The following is a 15952-nucleotide window of genomic DNA, read 5'->3' on the forward strand; positions in this document are numbered from 1 at the left end:
GGCACGAAGAACAATTTGTTTTTCAAAATTAGAAAGTATGCATGACACGGTAATCGGTTTGTTAATTAATCGAGTAGAATTTGGAATTGATATTCATGCCTATCACTAAATTAGACCACTACCGATGTGTCGCACTCGTTTATCGAGTTTCCCCATGTGTGGGGTTTCGAGGGCAAAAGTATTAAAACTGCTGAGTAATAACGTCATAACAGCGAAGGCTGGTATCCAGCGACTACCTTTCTTTATTGCACAAAAGGCACTGGACTCCTGCCTTCGCAGGAGTGACGGCAAAAAAGCATTGGGTAGCATCAATCATCACCTCCCGAAGCTTGATCATTGCGATAACTCAACACCTGAAATCCCAGTGGATTTAAGCGACGATCTTCCAACTTCATAGGTGAATTGCGATACACGAAGGTAATGGTCGCTACCCAATGGGTCAGTGGATGATGCTCGCCAAGGCGTTTGATTTGTTTGCTGTAACGAATTAATGCTGTTTTGTGTTGCTCGCCATTGATAGTTTCATCATCAATAAAACTGGTGGCCTGAATATGGACTCGCACTTGAGCATTTTGGCCGTATCGACTAATCGGTGCTTGCGGATTGGTTTTAGGATCGGTTTGAGCGCCATAATCCAACTGCACAGATTCAGTCGACATAATGCCAATCAGGTTGCGGTCATAGGCACGGGTTTGCCATTGGTAGCTTTCTCGATGGCGCAGATATTGAGTCAGCCAGTATTTATCCATGGCTTCTTGTGCTTTGACTTTCACTTGGCCGTGACTGGCTAAGGTCGATACCACATCCACTAAGCCTGTGTTGTTATCGACTCGAATAACAAACGGCTCGATAGATTTGAGCGGCAGTAGCACAACTAAGCCAATACCTTGTAAAAGGGCGATAACCGTTAACAAGGCTACACACCGCCACGCTCTTTGCTCTGAGCGTTTGATGCGATGGCTTAGCTCGGCATCCCAGCCTCTGGCTTCCTTGAAATACTGCTTAATAAACTGTTTGTCAGAGAAAGGCATGTCGAGCGTGTCAGGTAGCATTTCAGTCATGTTGCTCCTTATTCTCTGAAACAGGTGCTTTTACTGTTACCAAGCCAGTGTTAATGGGTTTTAACCCTTTACCATTGTCTTTGCAGTGTGGTGGTTTCGGTGCACTGGCGCAGTGCGTCAGTAGTAGGGCAACACAAATGCAGATGAGCTTTTTCATTATGGGTTTCTCCCGCTGATGGTGTTGCCACCAAAGCGTTGTTGATAAGCGTGATAACCAGCGCCAACGGGTTTGAGAGGAATACCCAAAGCTTGACCTGTGTAGTTGAGATCACGGCGCAAGTTTCGATATTGATGTCGCAAAGTAGTTGGTCTGAGCGCATGTAGGCTGTGAGCTATAGCGCCGTTCGCTGCGATAGCAACACCACCACCGAGCGCAGCTGCCATGGCTGGGATTTGCTTCATCACCAAAATGCAAAGTCCTAAAACGATGCACAGCATGGAGCTGTCACTGAGCGTCGATACTGTAGAGTGGTTGCTGGAGATTTGTTGCAAATAATCTGCGGCTACTGTGGTCATTAATTGCCCTGAAGCCACACCTAGTAGCAGTACAAAACCAAAATTAATGACCATACCGAGCCAACTTTCGAAGAAGCGTTGTGTCGCTTGAAACAACAGCAATACAAAGAACGCCGGACCGATGGCCAGTAAAATGCTCACCATCACCTTGCTGAGCAGAATGAAAAATGCGACCAATAACGTCAGACAACTGCCAATCAGCACCACCGCAATCGCCAAAAAATACATGCCGAAATTGCCGTTCATCACCCCACCTTGACGCCAAGAGGTATCAGCAAGGGCAAAGATTTGGGTGAATAAACTATCGAGCAGTCCGGCGGCATCTTTGCTTGGGCTACCTGTGACCAAAGAAGCAAGTGTTTGTGGTGTGTCAGCTAAAAAGCTCACCACGGTTTGGTTGTAACGACTGGCGGTTAACCCTAAGGCTAAAATAAAGCCGACACGGATGATGCGGAAAAAGCCTTCTTGCAGCGGCGCCTCGCTTTTGCCCATCATCATTGAATAACCCCAAATTGCAATCCAGATAATCATTAGGCTGCTGAACAACGGCAGTAGAAAATCAATCAAGCGTACCGAGCCTTGTCGCACATAATTGTTGAGGGCATGGTCAACCATGTGGAAGATGCTTTGATATAAGTTACTTTGCGCTGCCATGACTAAAACTCCATTTAGTGCCAGCCGTGATGTTTCGGCAATTTATCAACATCAATGTGTAGTGGGTGCAATTCGCCTGCGCTACGTTGATTGGCCGCTTGCAGCGCATTAATGCAGTCGGGCTGATTGCGATACTCGCCAGGATTATTACTGCATCGAGCTAAGGTGTTATCTAACTCTGCATTGTGGGTTAAATACCAGTCGACGGTTGGCGTTGATTTGGTAGCAGGTACTTCGTGCTTACTGTCAAAGCATGCACTTAGCGCAAGTGAGCCGATGGCGATAATGGTTAAGTATTGTGTTTTCATGGGTACTTCTCACTGTGTTGTACCCGTCCTTGGCTGTGTATTAATAATTCAGTTGTATTGGATGCAGCTCACCTGCCGATTCAACGGCCATTTGAGTAATGCGTTGTTGAGTCAGTGCATCACTGGCCTTGGCTTGTGCGTTGAGTAATTGCAGTTTGGCTTGTTCATTTTCCAGCATCACGCCTTCAGCATTGATACGGGCTTGCAAATCTTCAATATCTTTTTGCTGCGGAGCATTATCGACTTTTCGAATCAAACGTATTAACTGCTGATAACGTGCTTGGGTTTGTTGCAGTGACACTTGAGTTTGACCAAACCAGCGGCCTCGATAACGATTAATATCATCGTAAAGACCAGCAACATCACCGCCTAAGTTGAGCCAATCGCTGTTATGTAAACCTTGCTTTTTGAGTGCCAGATTTGGGTCGACTTTGACACTCATGTCATACACCGAATCAATCACGCCCGACATATGGCGAATGCCATTGATGCTACTGAGCTGAGATTTCGAAGTTTGCAGTTGCTGCTTTAAGGTGTTGATCTCCTCAAGCAGATGTTTCACCTGAATGATGTTTTGCTGCAGGTTGGCGGCATCAATTACGGGAAAGGCGAAGGCTGAGTGAGTCTGTAATAATTGCGACAGCAATAGACTCAGTAAAAGGTGAGTGCGCTTAATCATGCTTCACCTCGTTTGTTAACCAGTGCGTCATAGTAAAGTGGTAACCAATCGTTCGGCTCACTGCCGACTTGCTCCACTAACTCATGCATCAATTTCACTTTATTAGTGGTGCCAGAAATGACGGCCAGCTCTTCATCTAATCCTTCTAAGTCCAAGGTGTTTACGGCGCTTTCATGGCCTTGCTTCACCAAAAATTGATGAGAGTTTGGTTGCAGTTGGGTTTTAATGATGTCGAATTCAGATGAGGTGAGGTTAAAGCTGTCAATATAATCTTCTCGTCTAGCTTTCGGGTTCGGCGTAAAAATAAAGGTGGCACACTGCTCAATCAGCGTGTGGGCGATCGGTGACTTCAAAACATCCTTAGTGGATTGGGTGGCGTAAATCATAATGCCGTTTTGCTTACGGATAACTTTTTGTTTGTTGTTGGCTAAATCTTCAAAGTATTCATCGAGCAATAGCTTCCAGAACTCATCCATGATGATTTGCAAGCGTCGACCGTCAATCAATTTTTCGATGCGGTGGAACAGGTACATCACAATTGGTGTTCGAATTTCAGGGTTATCCAGAAATTCGGTAACATCGAAGGCCAACAGTTGCTGATGAGTAACGTCTAACTCATCAATTTTGTTGTCCAGTACCCACGCCAATTCACCGCCATCACACCATTTTTGTAATTTGGCGCAACAGCCATTGTTGTCAGTTGGGTCAAGGAATTCCAAGCAACGACTTAAGCGCCGCAGCGGTTTATCTAATGCCATCACGCCTGCAACGGCATTGGCCAGCTCTTGTTGCTGAATATGGTTGAGTTCACCGCCGATTAACTTGCCAAGCAGTTGGTTTAAGAACAAACGGTTTTCAGGGCTGTCCTCAAGATGAAACGGATTAAAACCCGTGGGTTTGCCCATTTGCAATGGCAGATATAAGCCACGACATGCACGCACGTAAACTTCTAAACCACGGTCTTTATCAAAGATAATTTGAGTGGGATGAAATTTTTTACTTTGGGAGATAAGAAAACCTTGCAACACGGTTTTACCACTGCCAGAAGCGCCAATGATTAAGGTGTTACCCAAAGCATGGTGCTCATCCTTGAGAATAGAGTCCTTGGTATCTGCAACGAGATTGTCCTCCTTTATGGTTAAGTCAGTTAGGTTGGATATGTGTGAAAGTGATGAGTGTGGTTGCGGTTTGGTCTCCTTATGTTCATGGAAGTTAAAATAATAAGGTGCACCTGATGCGCTTTTAAAAAGAGTTACGGCGCTGCCCCATTGGTTACCGTCGATATGACCTGTTGGATAATTATGAAAGCTGCAAAAGCCTGCAAAGTTTCTAGACGAAATCGGCGCTGGGCGGGGGCAGTATTGATGATTAGCGGGCAGCTGTGACCAATAGGCTGCTGCCAGTCCAGTGGTTTCCCGTGCAGGAATGATGGCCAGCTCAGCCATTTCCGATTTTACATTGGCAATATGCTGGTTCAAGGTATTAACTGATTTAGCCAGAATTGCCAGCACCAGATGATGCTCGCCATACACCACTCGATTTGAGGTTAAATCATCTAATGCATCAGTAATAGACACCACTTGCGATTGCGCTAAATCGCCTGTAGTGACTAAGCGGTTTTGTTGGCGCATTAACAATTGCGTAGCCACAGGTTTGGAGAGAAACTTAAAGCTTTGAGTGAGGACAAAGCTAAATGGCGCAGACAGCAATGCATTAAGTAGTCCAGCTTCGGTGGTTTCAGGGTATTCCGCAATGCTTAAACAGGCGCCGAATTGAGTATAAACAATGCCTTCTAACGCAATAGTATCTTTCCCGAAAAAAGGCCGCACTCTTGGCAACGCCATTGAGATATCAACGCTTGGATAAACTCGCTGTTGCCACTCACCATTGATTAAGAAATCGAGAAACGTCAGCACTTCAGAATAAAAATGGCCGTTCTTAAAATAAGTGGTCAACAACTGAGGCTTATATTCAGCTAGAGCTGAGCGAACGGTACTCATCACTTCATCGAGCGCCCGCATTGCTTTAAGTTGCTGAGCAATACGCTGCTCTGGGGTTTGAGTTTTCTTAAACAGGTTAAGTGGTTCATTGATACCATCAGTGAAAACAACGGTTAGGTACAGCTCATTCATCATGAGTTGGTTTTGGCACACATTAGCGGCATATTTTTGATTCAATTTACGGTCGAAATCGACCTTAAACTCACCATCAGGAAACACCTTGTGTTCACGGCGAATGATGTGCGACCACAAACACACGTTAGGGCTGGCAATGTTACGTAGTGTCAGATTAAGCTGCTCTTTCCAAAGTTGAATTTGTTCGGCATCTTGAGTTTCATGAGCGATACCTTGCAACTTGATGACTTGCAGATATTCGCCATTGCGAGTTTTAACGGTATTGAGGTCAAGTAAGGTTTGATAAGGAATAAACTCTGAAACTGTATTTTCTTTTTGCCAAAGTCGGCTCACTAGACCGTTACTCATGCTGTCATCCTCCAACTGCCGATTTGATATTGTGGACTGCGAGTATTAATTACTGGGCAGGCCGTAGCGCAATCAAAGTGACGCCAACCAAGAGATTTAGCTTTAGTGTTAAACCAAAGTTTGAGCAGTCGAAAACTGCGGGGATCACGCAGACACAAACCATACATCACGGCATGAAGTGGCAGGTACAACAATAAAGTCAGCGGGTTTTTAGTAGCAATCATCAGAATCGCAACCAGACCCGCAGCGATGATGATGCCATCTAGTGATACGCCCCATTTCATAGCCGGACGAGTGACGGCGACAAACAGTGGATCTTGATGGTTATTTGAATGTGTCATGCAGGCTCCTTACGATACGGCGCTGATGATAAGGTCGACAATAGTGCCACCACCGAACACCAATACAATGCCAGCAATGTACTTACCGCAAGTCTCGCCCGTAATCCGGCCAAACCACGCTAGATATCCAAGAATGGCAATCCCAATCACCGCTGCACTTCGAGCAATGCCGCTGGTCAATAAGTCCATCACCCAATCCACTCCCTCAGTGATCGGGTTAGCGAAAGCAAGTTCAGGTGCAAGGGATAGCAACAACAATAAAAAAAGTCGGGCACCAAGTACCCGCAAGTTATGAGATTCTGCCGTTGAATAAGTTTGAGTATTCACGTTCATTTCGTACTCCAAAAATCAATCCGAGTTTGAAACTGAAAACACTTAAATCCTTAAAAGCATCAAGTTGAAACGATTCGATGTAATTACGATTGCACTGGGGGAAAACACTGTAAATAGGTTAGAAGACAAATATTTTCAAACTGCGGATCAGTTAAACGAATTGCGAATTCATTCATCAAACTGATACTGATTTAATGAACTGGAGTTAATGTTTTTTGGGGGGATTTGGATTCTAAAAAATGGAAGCTTTATTATTTGAGTAATCTCAGGGATGTTACAGTGATTTCTCGAATGTAAATATTTACAAGCTAACTGTTATTATATACAGTGCTTCCGCAAAGAGAAGCTATCTTAATGAAAACGGAATAAATTTTGAAAGAGTTTTATTTAGAAGAAGGTATCGATCAAATTGTTAAAGAGTTCAATGATGCAGGTTGCCCTTCAATAAGCAATCAGACTATTCAAGAGAGAAGAGCAGGTTATATTGCGAGTACTTCATTAGCTGGCCAGTCAAGAGAACTCTATTCTGTTCACACAATTCGTTGCGAATATTTTTCTTTGAAATTATTCAAACCATCTGCCAAAGAAAATTTACCAGTTGTGATTTATTTTCACGGAGGTTGCTTCGTTAGTGGTTCTTTCGAAACGCACGATCAGCAACTAAGAGAGATAGCAATTCAATCTCAGGCATTAGTGGTTGCTGTCGAATATCGTTTAGCACCAGAGTTTCAGTATCCTGCGGCACATGATGATGCCTTCAATGCGTCTAATTATATTTATCACAATTGCTGTCAATGGGGTGGTCGTCAAGAAGATATTGTGATTGCAGGAGATAGTGCAGGTGGTAATTTAGCATTAGTTACTTGTTTGCGGTTGAAGAGTGCTAAGGAGTGGCTGCCTAAAAAGCAAATTTTGATATACCCGATGCTTGATGCCACAGCTTCTAGTAACAGTTTTTCAGTTAATGGTGCGAACTTCATTATCACCAAAGAGGCTTTATTATCAGGGTTTGATTCCTATATCGAAGGCACAGGTGTAACACAAGCTAACCAAGAAATAAGCCCGATATTTAGTGGTGATTTCGATGGTCTACCTGAAACACACATCATCACCGCTGAATATGATCCTTTAGTTGATGAAGGGGAGTGGCTTTACAAGAAGCTAATAAGCTCTGGTGTGCATGCACAGTGTCGTCGTTATTTAGGCGTTATTCATGGTTTTTTTCAATTGTCGGGGATCAGCAAAGCCGCAAGAGAGTCTATTCAGTATATTTCTAGAGTAATCGCCACAAAATAAAAAGGATTTAAAGATGTCAGATAAAGCAAAAATGCCTTCTGCAATATCAATAAAAAATGGATTTGAACAAGTAACATTTTTACATAATAGAACACCTGAAACTCCTGAAAGTGAAATGAGCAATGCATTTACAAAGTTATCGAATTTTGATGATAGCGGGATCTATATTACTCACTATTCAGGTAAGAGTGAGTGGGAGCGTCATCCGTCTGGTGATGAGTTGGTTCAAGTCATTGAAGGTGAAACAACGCTTTACTTATTAATCGATGGCACGGAGCACCCAAATAGACTTGAAGCGGGTGAGTTGCTGGTTGTTCCAAAAGGTGTTTGGCATCGATTTGAGTCACCAAAAGAATTAAAAGTGCTAACCATTACACCGCCGCCAACTGAGCATAGTTTATCAATACCGAAAACATATGAATAAAGGCTCATCTAATATTGTCTAACTTACTAATAAATTAAAATTTTAACTCATCAATGAGTGATTGGTTTATTGTGAAGCTCGAACAGTTTATATTAGCTCGCCAAGAGGGTTTTATCTCATTGTATTTAAGGGAATGATTTATGCACATTTTAGATGGAATCTTAGCTTTTCTAGGTTTGTTTGGCTCGAAAGATCTTGGCGAGTCGATAGCTCAATCAAAAACGTTAACCATTATGGCTATAATCGGACTCATACTGTTCGGTGGGTTCGCACTTTTCTTATATAAAATAGCTCAGAGTTAGTGCTGAATTAAAGGGATGTAAGATGTTTCGTGTATTTTTCAGTTCAGCTCTTCTAATACTATTTTCGTTTCATGCTGGCGCATCTGAGAAAACAATCAATCATGTATTGGAGCAGTTTTCAAAGTCGATTAAACAAAAAGACAAAGCAGCATTTCTCGCACTGTTCCATTCAGACAACTCGTCTTGGGTCTCGTCTATGAGCGAGCAGGACTTTGAAAATAAGGCCGATGTAAATAGTCATAGCAGAGTTAAAGAACATAGTATTACAAAATTCATTAAATGGGCTGAAAGTGATAAACGAGACACTGAAGTGCGTTTTACGAATTGCAGCATAATGAGTGACTCCAGTATTGGGATTGCATATTGTGATTATGAGTTTTTCTTAGCTGGGAAAAGAACTAATTTCGGACATGAAGCCTTTTCGCTGATAAAAGATGAAACTGATTGGAAGATTGTCTCTATCATTTTTTCTACAACAATTGATAAACCATCAAGTATTAATAGATCAAAATAACCAGCGTAAATATTAAGGAAGTGATCAGATGTACCAAGGGAGTTGCTTATGTGGTGCGATAACGTTTGAAATCCACGGCAATATTGAAGAAATCATTCATTGTCATTGTTCCTTATGCCGTAAATCTAGCGGAACAGCTTATGCAACTAATGGTTTTGTAAATACGAGTGATTTTACATTTCTCAGAGGTAAAGCTGAGCTTAAATTTTTTGAATTGAGACCGGGTAAAAAAAGGCATTTCTGCCAGCATTGTGCCTCACCGATATTCAGTTCAAATGACGATGACTTATCCAGAATTCGTGTCCGCTTAGGTGTTATTGATTCTGAAATCTGTGAACGCCCAATTTCACATAATTTCGTAACCTCAAAAGCTAGCTGGGATGATCTTGATTCAAACCTGCCAAGATATGAAGCTTATGAACCCAATCGTAGTTAACCTTTAAAGCGCAGGAATTTATTATGCCGTACCACATTATTGAGCATTCGGATGATTTGGCATCATTAATTTTAATGGATAGCACTTTCCAAGGTGCTTTATCTTCTGACCTATTTGATGTTAAAGACATCAAAGTTAGGGCAATGCCTTTTCAACATTATCAAGTGGGTTTTGAGAGTCGATCATTTATCCATGTATCACTGCGTATTCTATCTGGAAGAAGCGAAGCTCGAAAGCAAATACTCAGCAAATCAGTCATTGAAAAATTGTCGAACTTAAATATTAACAAGGTGTCTATCATTGCTGAAGTGTTAGATATTGATAGGGATAGCTATCAAAAGGAGCTTACATGAGTATAGAAGTGTGGTTATCTTTTATCGCAGCATCTATGGCTTTATGTTTTACACCTGGGCCGACAGTATTTTTAGTGATGGCACAAGCATTAAATCATGGTAAAAAATCAGTTTTACCTCTGATCTGTGGTGTTTTATGCGGTGACTTGATTGCGATGAGTTTGTCGTTGTTTGGAGTGGGAGCGTTACTCTCTGCCTCTGCCACTTTATTTGGCATCGTTAAATGGTTAGGTGCTGCCTATTTAGTTTATTTAGGTATTAAAGCATGGTGCACTAAGGTTGAAATTAGTTCGGTGAAACCAAAAGAGTCACAGCCAATAAATAGTAAAACGGTCTTTAGGGACTCATTAATGGTCACGGCATTAAATCCAAAAGGGATTGTGTTTTTTATGGCGTTCCTTCCACTATTCATTAATGCAGAAAGTAAGGTGCTCCCTCAAATGCTCATATTGTCGGTATCATTTTTAGCTGTCTCTGCTGCAAGCGCATCATTTTATGCGGTGTTTTCTGGTGTGATAAGAAATCGTGTTCGCTCAGTGAAATTTCAAAATTGGTTTAATAAATTGAGTGGTGGAATGATGTGCGGAGCAGGTGTCGTCACTGCAACAATCCAAAAGTAGCTAGCAATCTCAAGAATATTAAAATCTGTATATCTAGTGGGTAACAAGGGAAGTTATAAATGCTTAAATGGCTTGGCAAAACTCTGTTAATTACAATATTTAGTAATTTGTCGTTTTCACCTTCTGGTTTTAGTGCAGAAAAATCTGAATTAACTGTTAGGACACCAATTGATTATCAAAATCTACTCGATGAGCTGGTGAACTCAAAGCATATTCCCGGTGCGGTTTTATTAGTTGATACTTCCAACGGTCGTTTTATTGGAAGTGCAGGCTACTCTGACAAAATTAAAAAAATCAAAATGCCTATTAACGCCGTTATGCCAAACGGCAGTGCAGGAAAAAAACTTACAGCATTATTAGTCGCTATGCTACACGAGGAAGGTAAGTTAGATCTTGATGCTCCGATCAGCGCATATTTAGAGAAAAAAATGCTAAAGCAAATTGAGCACTCTGAAAAAATGGCGCTAAGGAAATTGCTTAATCATACCAGTGGTATTTTTGAGTATAACGATGCTGGTGAGTATGATTTTTATAAAGCCCAATTCTCGCAACCTGATAAAGCTACAACCGATAGATTTCCTTTAAGTTTTGCTCTCGGACAGCCAGCAGAATTTGAACCCGATGAACGCTTTGGCTATTCTAATACTGGATATACGTTGACAGGAATTATTCTTGAGAACGTATTAGGCGAACATCCAGCTAAAGCAATTAGAAATAAGATCTTAAATCCGTTAGGCATGACATCGAGCTATCTCAAAGGCGTTGAAAAACCAAAACCTGAGATGATATCTGGGTATTTCATTAATACATATGAATCAAGCTTTCCTACACCGTTGAATGTTTGGGTTGATACAAAAGATATTATTGGAACGACGGCTACAATGGACGGGCCATTAGCTTCAAATGTTGATGATATGGCTGCACTTTTAAAAGCTATTGTAACGAAGAATAATGTCGTGACTGAAGATGTACGAGAGCAAATGATTGGAGGCAAGCATTTGATAAATTCGTGGGGAGCACGCTTTTATCGTAATTCAGCTTTTCATTATGGCTTAGGTGTTTGGCGAGAGACAGTAAACAATAAAACCTTTTATCATCATGGCGGCACTGAGTTTGGTTACTTTACTCAAAATATTTATATTCCTGATGGTGATGTAAGCATTACTGCTTTCGCTAATTGTGGGGTAAATGATCATTGCGAAGAAGAATTTCAAGACTTCACTTTTGAAGTGTTAGATTCAATTTTGAAAATTAGAAGTAATTATTGAGAAATTAGAGATTATGATTTTCAGAGAAGCAAAATTATTCGATTTACCCATTTTACAAGCGTTAGAGCAAGCAGTGGTGGAGGCTGAAAGGCCGTTTAATTCAACCATCAAACCCGAAAGTGCAACCTACTACGATATTGAGCATCTGATAACAGATAATGACTCATACCTCATCGTTTTAGAGGATAACAAACAAATTATTGCAACTGGCTATGGCCAAATTCGTAGTTCTAAGCAGTCTCTCAACCACGACAAACATTGTTATCTTGGTTTCATGTATGTCTTACCTGAATTTAGAGGTAGAGGTTTAAACAAACAGCTGCTCAACAAAATTATTGAATGGAGTCGACAAAGAGGCGTAAACGATTTTTATCTTGATGTTTATTCCCAAAATATTTCAGCGATTAAAGCGTATGAAAAACTCGGGTTTGAACCTTGCTTATTAGAAATGAAGCTTAATTTGTCTTGATATAGAGATTAAAGCAAAGATGAAAAAAGGGAATTATCATGCAAGTAGCATATTTAGCCGATCATCCAGAGCACTTGAGTACCATAGCGAAATGGTACTATGACGAATGGGGAAAGAATGGAAAATCTTTTACTTACGACGCCATCTACGAACTTGGACTCAGCAGAGTAAATAATAAAGGGGCACTGCCTTTTTCATTTATCCTTCTTAGTGACGATTCAGTCATTGGTGTAGCAGAGCTAAAGTACAAAGAAAACAAGCATCATCCAGAGTACGAACATTGGATTGGCGGAGTGTATGTTTGTCCAAATCACCGAGGCAAAGGTTATTCAGAAGTTCTACTTTCTAGAGCAAAGCTGTTTGCTAGAGAGCTCGGCATCGAAAAACTGTACCTTCAGAGTGATGCTCATAATATTGCGCTTTATCAAAAATACGGTTTTGAAGCACTGCACGAATCAGAACATTCCGGTGATGTAACAACGATAATGGTTTGGCATTCAAAAGTAGGCTCTTAGCATCAAAGCCTATGAATGTGAGTGTCTATTAGAATTAAGGTTCAACTCGTTTTTAGAGTTTAGTTGGAACAAAAAAGAGAACAGGAATCTAGGGTGATCCGTAATTTTTTAAAAGCTGAAAAACAACAACAGCATTCAGCGCATGATGGTATTGGTTCTGTTGAATTATTTGAAGTTTTTGGTCGTTCCGATTTTCAAAGTAGTATTGATTTCATCGACAGACAAGTAATCCCTCCCAAATCCACAGTGGGTTATCACAAACACGGCAATAATGAAGAACTTTATATTATCTTAAGTGGTTCAGGAACTATGACGATAGATGGTATCGAATCAAAAGTTACAAAGGGCGATATCATCAAAAATAAACCCTTCGGTGAACATGGCTTAGTCAATGACTCTGATAATGACATCGAGTTACTCATTATTCAGGTGTCAATGTGATATTAAAAGCTTCAAGTGCAGCCGTTGTCTTTTTACTCTCTCTCCAAGTTAATGCAGCAGAGCTTAAACCGAGACTGAGTGAACAATTTAAGCAAATTGAAACAGAGATTGCAGGTAGATTAGGAGTTGCAATTCTGGATTCTTCTAATGGAACGACTTGGAGCTATAGAGGAGACGAACGTTTTCCATTAATGAGCACTTTCAAGGTGTTAGCATGTGCCAAAATGTTTAGTGATATTGAAGCTGGACAATTAAATAAATCAGAAACAACGATAATAAAAAGCGATGATTTAATCACTTGGTCTCCGATAACCAAAAAATTGATCAACAAACAAATAACTGTATTCGATGCATGCAAAGCCACAATGCTGACAAGCGATAATACGGCCGCCAATATCGTTTTGGAGCATATTGGAGGTTCATCCTCCTTGACCAAATACCTAAGAAAATTAGGTGATCCTGTTACAAGACTTGACCGAACCGAACCAGATCTTAACAGTGCTAGCCCCGGTGATGTTAGAGACACTTCGACTCCAAATGCGATGGTGAACACAGTAAACAAACTTTTATACTCCAGAACGCTCAGTTTGGCTTCTCGACAGTATCTTTCTACATGGATGCAGAAAAATCGTCTTTCAACGGCGCTCCTTCGTTCTACTCTTCCAGCTGATTGGCATATTGCTGACAGAACAGGGGCAGGAAATAATGGTTCAAGAGGAATCGTAGCGAGCATATGGAAAGGTGATCGTTCTCCACTGATCATTAGCATCTATTTGACTGAAACCAATCTATCACTTAAAGACAGAAATAAAGCCGTTGCGAGTATTGGGCGAGTGATTTTCGATGCTTACAATGTGCGTTAAGTTAAATTAGAGCGAAACCTAATCATCACTGACGCTCTGACTTACACCAAAACGGTAATTACGATGTTGTATCGCTTCAAATTCAAATATTCGCTCGAATGATAAAATCTACGTAAAGCCCTCAGGTAACAATGGTAACCTCTTTGAAAACCCTCTATAACCTCATGATTTATAAGTAAACAGCAGGTTACCTTTTTGGGGTAACTAAAAGTAACCTAAAAGTAATGCGTCTGATTTATATGACTTTTATGTTTTATAAAAATTATTTATTTTTAGGTAACTATATTACCCCTTAGTTACCCTAGAAGTTACCTTTAAATTATCATCTAAAGGCTATTAAAAATCTTTTTATATCAATATATAACAGTGAATGATTTGATTTATTACTTTAGTTACCAATGAAATCAATTCTAAGTGCCAGAAATAAAATCATTGTCAAAATACAACTTTTGTCTGTGCTGAAGTATGTTTTATGGAGCTTCATAAGGATTGGAACAGTGAAGTTGGCCAAGCTACGAAAGCAAATGCAATAAGGGATAGATCAGCTAGAGCAAGGTATTGGAACAAAAGTCAGCTCAAGAAAAGAGTTTGATGATTTTTTAACGAGATCACTGGCTAGAATTTCTCGAAATAATCTATTTAGAAAGGCTGGGTAAAAAATCACTTTCCCATAATTAAGCAACTTAATGTACTTTCCAATGGCCATTCTTTTTGGGGCCATGGTATGACAATCGATTCTCTTTCTTCAGCTTCGCAACAGCACGTTCCACAGCACTAACAGAGCGATTTATATTATAAGCAACCTCTGATAAGTTCATATCTGGGTGTGATTTGAGTATTCGAAGTATTTTATCCGGCGTTTTTTCCTTAGTTTTTACCAGCGTTTGATCCTGCGTTTTTGCCAGCGTTTTTGAACTTGATTGATCTATCTCAATAGCTTCATTTAATGCTTCTTTTATTGCGCTCAAAAGGAACTCAATAAACTTTGTGCTATCACTTTGAGCATCAGCGTGGCTTAACCAATGATAATAATCTTGCTGCTTTTCTCTTATAACGGTCTCTACAGGGAGAAACGCTAAAAGTGGCTGCCAGTGACTAAGAATGAGTGTTTGCCAAAGTCTTCCCATACGACCATTGCCGTCACTGAATGGGTGAATAAATTCAAATTCATAATGAAAAGCGGCAGAGGCAATGAGTGGGTGTGCTTCAGTTTCACTTAACCAATCAATAAGTTGATACATTAATCGAGGAACTTGTCCAGCAGGTGGTGCCATATGAACAAGTTCAGTTCCACGATATATGCCTGTTCCATCAGTGCGCCAAGAACCTGCATTTGTCACAAGTCCTGTCATTAATATGTTATGTGCTGATAAAAGATCTTCAGCTTCAAGTGGGTTCCAGTTTTCCATGGCTTCATAAGCCGCAAAAGCATTATGAACTTCTTGAATTTCTTTAGGTGTACCTAAAACTGTTTTTCCCTCTATTACAGCGGTGACTTGCTCGATACTAAGTGTGTTCTGCTCTACAGCAAGTGATGCTTGAATCGTTTTAATCCGATTTTCTCTTCTTAATTTCGGTACAAGCCGGTTAGCGTTACTGGCTGTCCAGAGACCAATTAATTCGGAAATATCAGCGACCAGCCCCATCATTGTATGAGTAAGTTGAAATGGCGGGCTGTATTTCATTGTGGGATTCCTAGTAAGAAGTTTCAAGCAAGTGTTGTTTCAAGTAAGTAATTATATCAGTTTTAGATGAGTATACGTAAAAATGAATTCTAAGCAGTAAGATCACGTAAGTTGAATTTATAAGTGCGCAAAACTATGGTTTAACTTACTGATTTATATATTGTCGATTTTTAACTTTTTTAAGTTTTATAGTTAAAATATTTTGGTGATATTGCTTTTATTACAATATGTTACGGCTCAATAGTGGGAGGCATGGGGTGTCAGGGGTCGGAGGTTCGAATCCTCTCATACCGACCAATTTTCTTGTTGATTTATAAGGTGAAATTTAGTTTTACCGTACAGCTTTAAATTTTTACTCGCAAAACTCCCGCAAAATACTCGCAAAACCTAC

General features: G+C 40.6%; 20 protein-coding genes and 1 pseudogene. 12 read left to right on the top strand and 9 right to left on the bottom strand.

Annotated features, from left to right (window positions below):
* Positions 1-109, top strand: a pseudogene (locus JQC92_RS23250) (IS1 family transposase); the annotation flags it as partial.
* A gap of 199 nt (positions 110-308) precedes the next feature.
* Here JQC92_RS23250 and JQC92_RS17180 read toward each other — a convergent pair.
* From JQC92_RS17180 to JQC92_RS17215, 8 genes are read right to left on the bottom strand one after another with little or no spacing between them, the layout of a single operon-like run.
* Positions 309-1061 carry a VirB8 family type IV secretion system protein gene (locus JQC92_RS17180; protein ID WP_239480609.1) on the bottom strand — a complete coding sequence of 251 codons (753 nt, stop codon included), beginning with the start codon at positions 1059-1061 and terminating at the stop codon, positions 309-311.
* On the bottom strand, positions 1054-1218 hold the full coding sequence (locus JQC92_RS17185; RefSeq protein ID WP_205000787.1) for a hypothetical protein: 165 nt from the start codon (positions 1216-1218) through the stop codon (positions 1054-1056). Before JQC92_RS17185 ends, JQC92_RS17180 begins: the two co-directional genes overlap by 8 nt.
* Positions 1218-2231, bottom strand: a complete 1014-nt coding sequence (locus JQC92_RS17190; RefSeq protein WP_205000788.1) for a TrbL/VirB6 family protein — start codon at positions 2229-2231, stop codon at positions 1218-1220. Before JQC92_RS17190 ends, JQC92_RS17185 begins: the two co-directional genes overlap by 1 nt.
* Before the next feature lie 14 nt (positions 2232-2245).
* A complete protein-coding gene (locus tag JQC92_RS17195) occupies positions 2246-2539 on the bottom strand; it encodes an EexN family lipoprotein (RefSeq protein WP_205000789.1) in 294 nt (97 codons plus the stop codon).
* A 40-nt stretch (positions 2540-2579) separates the two neighbouring features.
* Positions 2580-3218: a type IV secretion system protein gene (locus JQC92_RS17200; protein WP_205000790.1), complete on the bottom strand. Its 639-nt coding sequence runs from the start codon at positions 3216-3218 to the stop codon at positions 2580-2582.
* Positions 3215-5701 (bottom strand): VirB4 family type IV secretion/conjugal transfer ATPase, encoded by a 2487-nt coding sequence (locus JQC92_RS17205; protein ID WP_205000791.1) that lies wholly within the window; start codon positions 5699-5701, stop codon positions 3215-3217. Before JQC92_RS17205 ends, JQC92_RS17200 begins: the two co-directional genes overlap by 4 nt.
* On the bottom strand, positions 5698-6042 hold the full coding sequence (locus JQC92_RS17210; protein ID WP_205000792.1) for a VirB3 family type IV secretion system protein: 345 nt from the start codon (positions 6040-6042) through the stop codon (positions 5698-5700). Before JQC92_RS17210 ends, JQC92_RS17205 begins: the two co-directional genes overlap by 4 nt.
* Positions 6043-6051: 9 nt before the next feature.
* Positions 6052-6375, bottom strand: coding sequence for a TrbC/VirB2 family protein (locus JQC92_RS17215; RefSeq protein ID WP_205000793.1), 324 nt, complete (start codon positions 6373-6375; stop codon positions 6052-6054).
* A 372-nt stretch (positions 6376-6747) separates the two neighbouring features.
* On the opposite strand from JQC92_RS17215, the gene JQC92_RS17220 reads away from it, so the two are divergent.
* From JQC92_RS17220 to bla, 11 genes are all read left to right on the top strand, one after another.
* Positions 6748-7671, top strand: a complete 924-nt coding sequence (locus JQC92_RS17220; RefSeq protein ID WP_205000794.1) for an alpha/beta hydrolase — start codon at positions 6748-6750, stop codon at positions 7669-7671.
* A 13-nt stretch (positions 7672-7684) separates the two neighbouring features.
* Positions 7685-8095, top strand: a complete 411-nt coding sequence (locus JQC92_RS17225; protein WP_239480610.1) for a cupin domain-containing protein — start codon at positions 7685-7687, stop codon at positions 8093-8095.
* Between the two features lie 324 nt (positions 8096-8419).
* Positions 8420-8911 carry a hypothetical protein gene (locus JQC92_RS17230; protein ID WP_205000795.1) on the top strand — a complete coding sequence of 164 codons (492 nt, stop codon included), beginning with the start codon at positions 8420-8422 and terminating at the stop codon, positions 8909-8911.
* 28 nt (positions 8912-8939) lie between these two features.
* A complete protein-coding gene (locus tag JQC92_RS17235) occupies positions 8940-9347 on the top strand; it encodes a GFA family protein (protein WP_205000796.1) in 408 nt (135 codons plus the stop codon).
* Positions 9348-9370: 23 nt separating this feature from the next.
* Entirely contained in the window at positions 9371-9700 is a 330-nt protein-coding gene (locus tag JQC92_RS17240; RefSeq protein ID WP_205000797.1) for a 5-carboxymethyl-2-hydroxymuconate Delta-isomerase, read from the top strand.
* Positions 9697-10320: a LysE family translocator gene (locus JQC92_RS17245; RefSeq protein WP_205000798.1), complete on the top strand. Its 624-nt coding sequence runs from the start codon at positions 9697-9699 to the stop codon at positions 10318-10320. Before JQC92_RS17240 ends, JQC92_RS17245 begins: the two co-directional genes overlap by 4 nt.
* Before the next feature lie 59 nt (positions 10321-10379).
* Entirely contained in the window at positions 10380-11588 is a 1209-nt protein-coding gene (locus tag JQC92_RS17250) for a serine hydrolase domain-containing protein (protein WP_205000799.1), read from the top strand.
* A 13-nt stretch (positions 11589-11601) separates the two neighbouring features.
* Positions 11602-12057, top strand: coding sequence for a GNAT family N-acetyltransferase (locus JQC92_RS17255; protein ID WP_205000800.1), 456 nt, complete (start codon positions 11602-11604; stop codon positions 12055-12057).
* A 38-nt stretch (positions 12058-12095) separates the two neighbouring features.
* Positions 12096-12572 (top strand): GNAT family N-acetyltransferase, encoded by a 477-nt coding sequence (locus tag JQC92_RS17260; RefSeq protein ID WP_205000801.1) that lies wholly within the window; start codon positions 12096-12098, stop codon positions 12570-12572.
* Between the two features lie 93 nt (positions 12573-12665).
* Positions 12666-13013 carry a cupin domain-containing protein gene (locus JQC92_RS17265; RefSeq protein ID WP_205000802.1) on the top strand — a complete coding sequence of 116 codons (348 nt, stop codon included), beginning with the start codon at positions 12666-12668 and terminating at the stop codon, positions 13011-13013.
* Positions 13013-13876: a class A beta-lactamase gene (gene bla, locus JQC92_RS17270; protein WP_420851325.1), complete on the top strand. Its 864-nt coding sequence runs from the start codon at positions 13013-13015 to the stop codon at positions 13874-13876. Before JQC92_RS17265 ends, bla begins: the two co-directional genes overlap by 1 nt.
* Before the next feature lie 683 nt (positions 13877-14559).
* Here bla and JQC92_RS17275 read toward each other — a convergent pair.
* Positions 14560-15561, bottom strand: coding sequence for a Fic family protein (locus JQC92_RS17275; RefSeq protein WP_205000804.1), 1002 nt, complete (start codon positions 15559-15561; stop codon positions 14560-14562).
* Between the last annotated feature and the right edge of the window lie 391 nt (positions 15562-15952).

It is taken from the genome of Parashewanella hymeniacidonis (assembly GCF_016900895.1).
Classification (GTDB): Bacteria; Pseudomonadota; Gammaproteobacteria; order Enterobacterales; family Shewanellaceae; genus Parashewanella; species Parashewanella hymeniacidonis.

Bases quoted from the DNA above. Each gene is read 5' to 3' on its own strand.
- JQC92_RS17190 (WP_205000788.1), bottom strand. From the start codon at position 2,231: ATGGCAGCGCAAAGTAACTTATATCAAAGCATCTTCCACATGGTTGAC.
- JQC92_RS17205 (WP_205000791.1), bottom strand. From the start codon at position 5,701: ATGAGTAACGGTCTAGTGAGCCGACTTTGGCAAAAAGAAAATACAGTT.
- JQC92_RS17250 (WP_205000799.1), top strand. From the start codon at position 10,380: ATGCTTAAATGGCTTGGCAAAACTCTGTTAATTACAATATTTAGTAAT.
- JQC92_RS17225 (WP_239480610.1), top strand. From the start codon at position 7,685: ATGTCAGATAAAGCAAAAATGCCTTCTGCAATATCAATAAAAAATGGA.
- JQC92_RS17210 (WP_205000792.1), bottom strand. From the start codon at position 6,042: ATGACACATTCAAATAACCATCAAGATCCACTGTTTGTCGCCGTCACT.
- JQC92_RS17200 (WP_205000790.1), bottom strand. From the start codon at position 3,218: ATGATTAAGCGCACTCACCTTTTACTGAGTCTATTGCTGTCGCAATTA.
- JQC92_RS17260 (WP_205000801.1), top strand. From the start codon at position 12,096: ATGCAAGTAGCATATTTAGCCGATCATCCAGAGCACTTGAGTACCATA.
- JQC92_RS17185 (WP_205000787.1), bottom strand. From the start codon at position 1,218: ATGAAAAAGCTCATCTGCATTTGTGTTGCCCTACTACTGACGCACTGC.
- JQC92_RS17255 (WP_205000800.1), top strand. From the start codon at position 11,602: ATGATTTTCAGAGAAGCAAAATTATTCGATTTACCCATTTTACAAGCG.
- JQC92_RS17195 (WP_205000789.1), bottom strand. From the start codon at position 2,539: ATGAAAACACAATACTTAACCATTATCGCCATCGGCTCACTTGCGCTA.
- JQC92_RS17235 (WP_205000796.1), top strand. From the start codon at position 8,940: ATGTACCAAGGGAGTTGCTTATGTGGTGCGATAACGTTTGAAATCCAC.
- JQC92_RS17215 (WP_205000793.1), bottom strand. From the start codon at position 6,375: ATGAACGTGAATACTCAAACTTATTCAACGGCAGAATCTCATAACTTG.
- JQC92_RS17275 (WP_205000804.1), bottom strand. From the start codon at position 15,561: ATGAAATACAGCCCGCCATTTCAACTTACTCATACAATGATGGGGCTG.
- JQC92_RS17230 (WP_205000795.1), top strand. From the start codon at position 8,420: ATGTTTCGTGTATTTTTCAGTTCAGCTCTTCTAATACTATTTTCGTTT.
- JQC92_RS17245 (WP_205000798.1), top strand. From the start codon at position 9,697: ATGAGTATAGAAGTGTGGTTATCTTTTATCGCAGCATCTATGGCTTTA.
- JQC92_RS17180 (WP_239480609.1), bottom strand. From the start codon at position 1,061: ATGACTGAAATGCTACCTGACACGCTCGACATGCCTTTCTCTGACAAA.
- JQC92_RS17240 (WP_205000797.1), top strand. From the start codon at position 9,371: ATGCCGTACCACATTATTGAGCATTCGGATGATTTGGCATCATTAATT.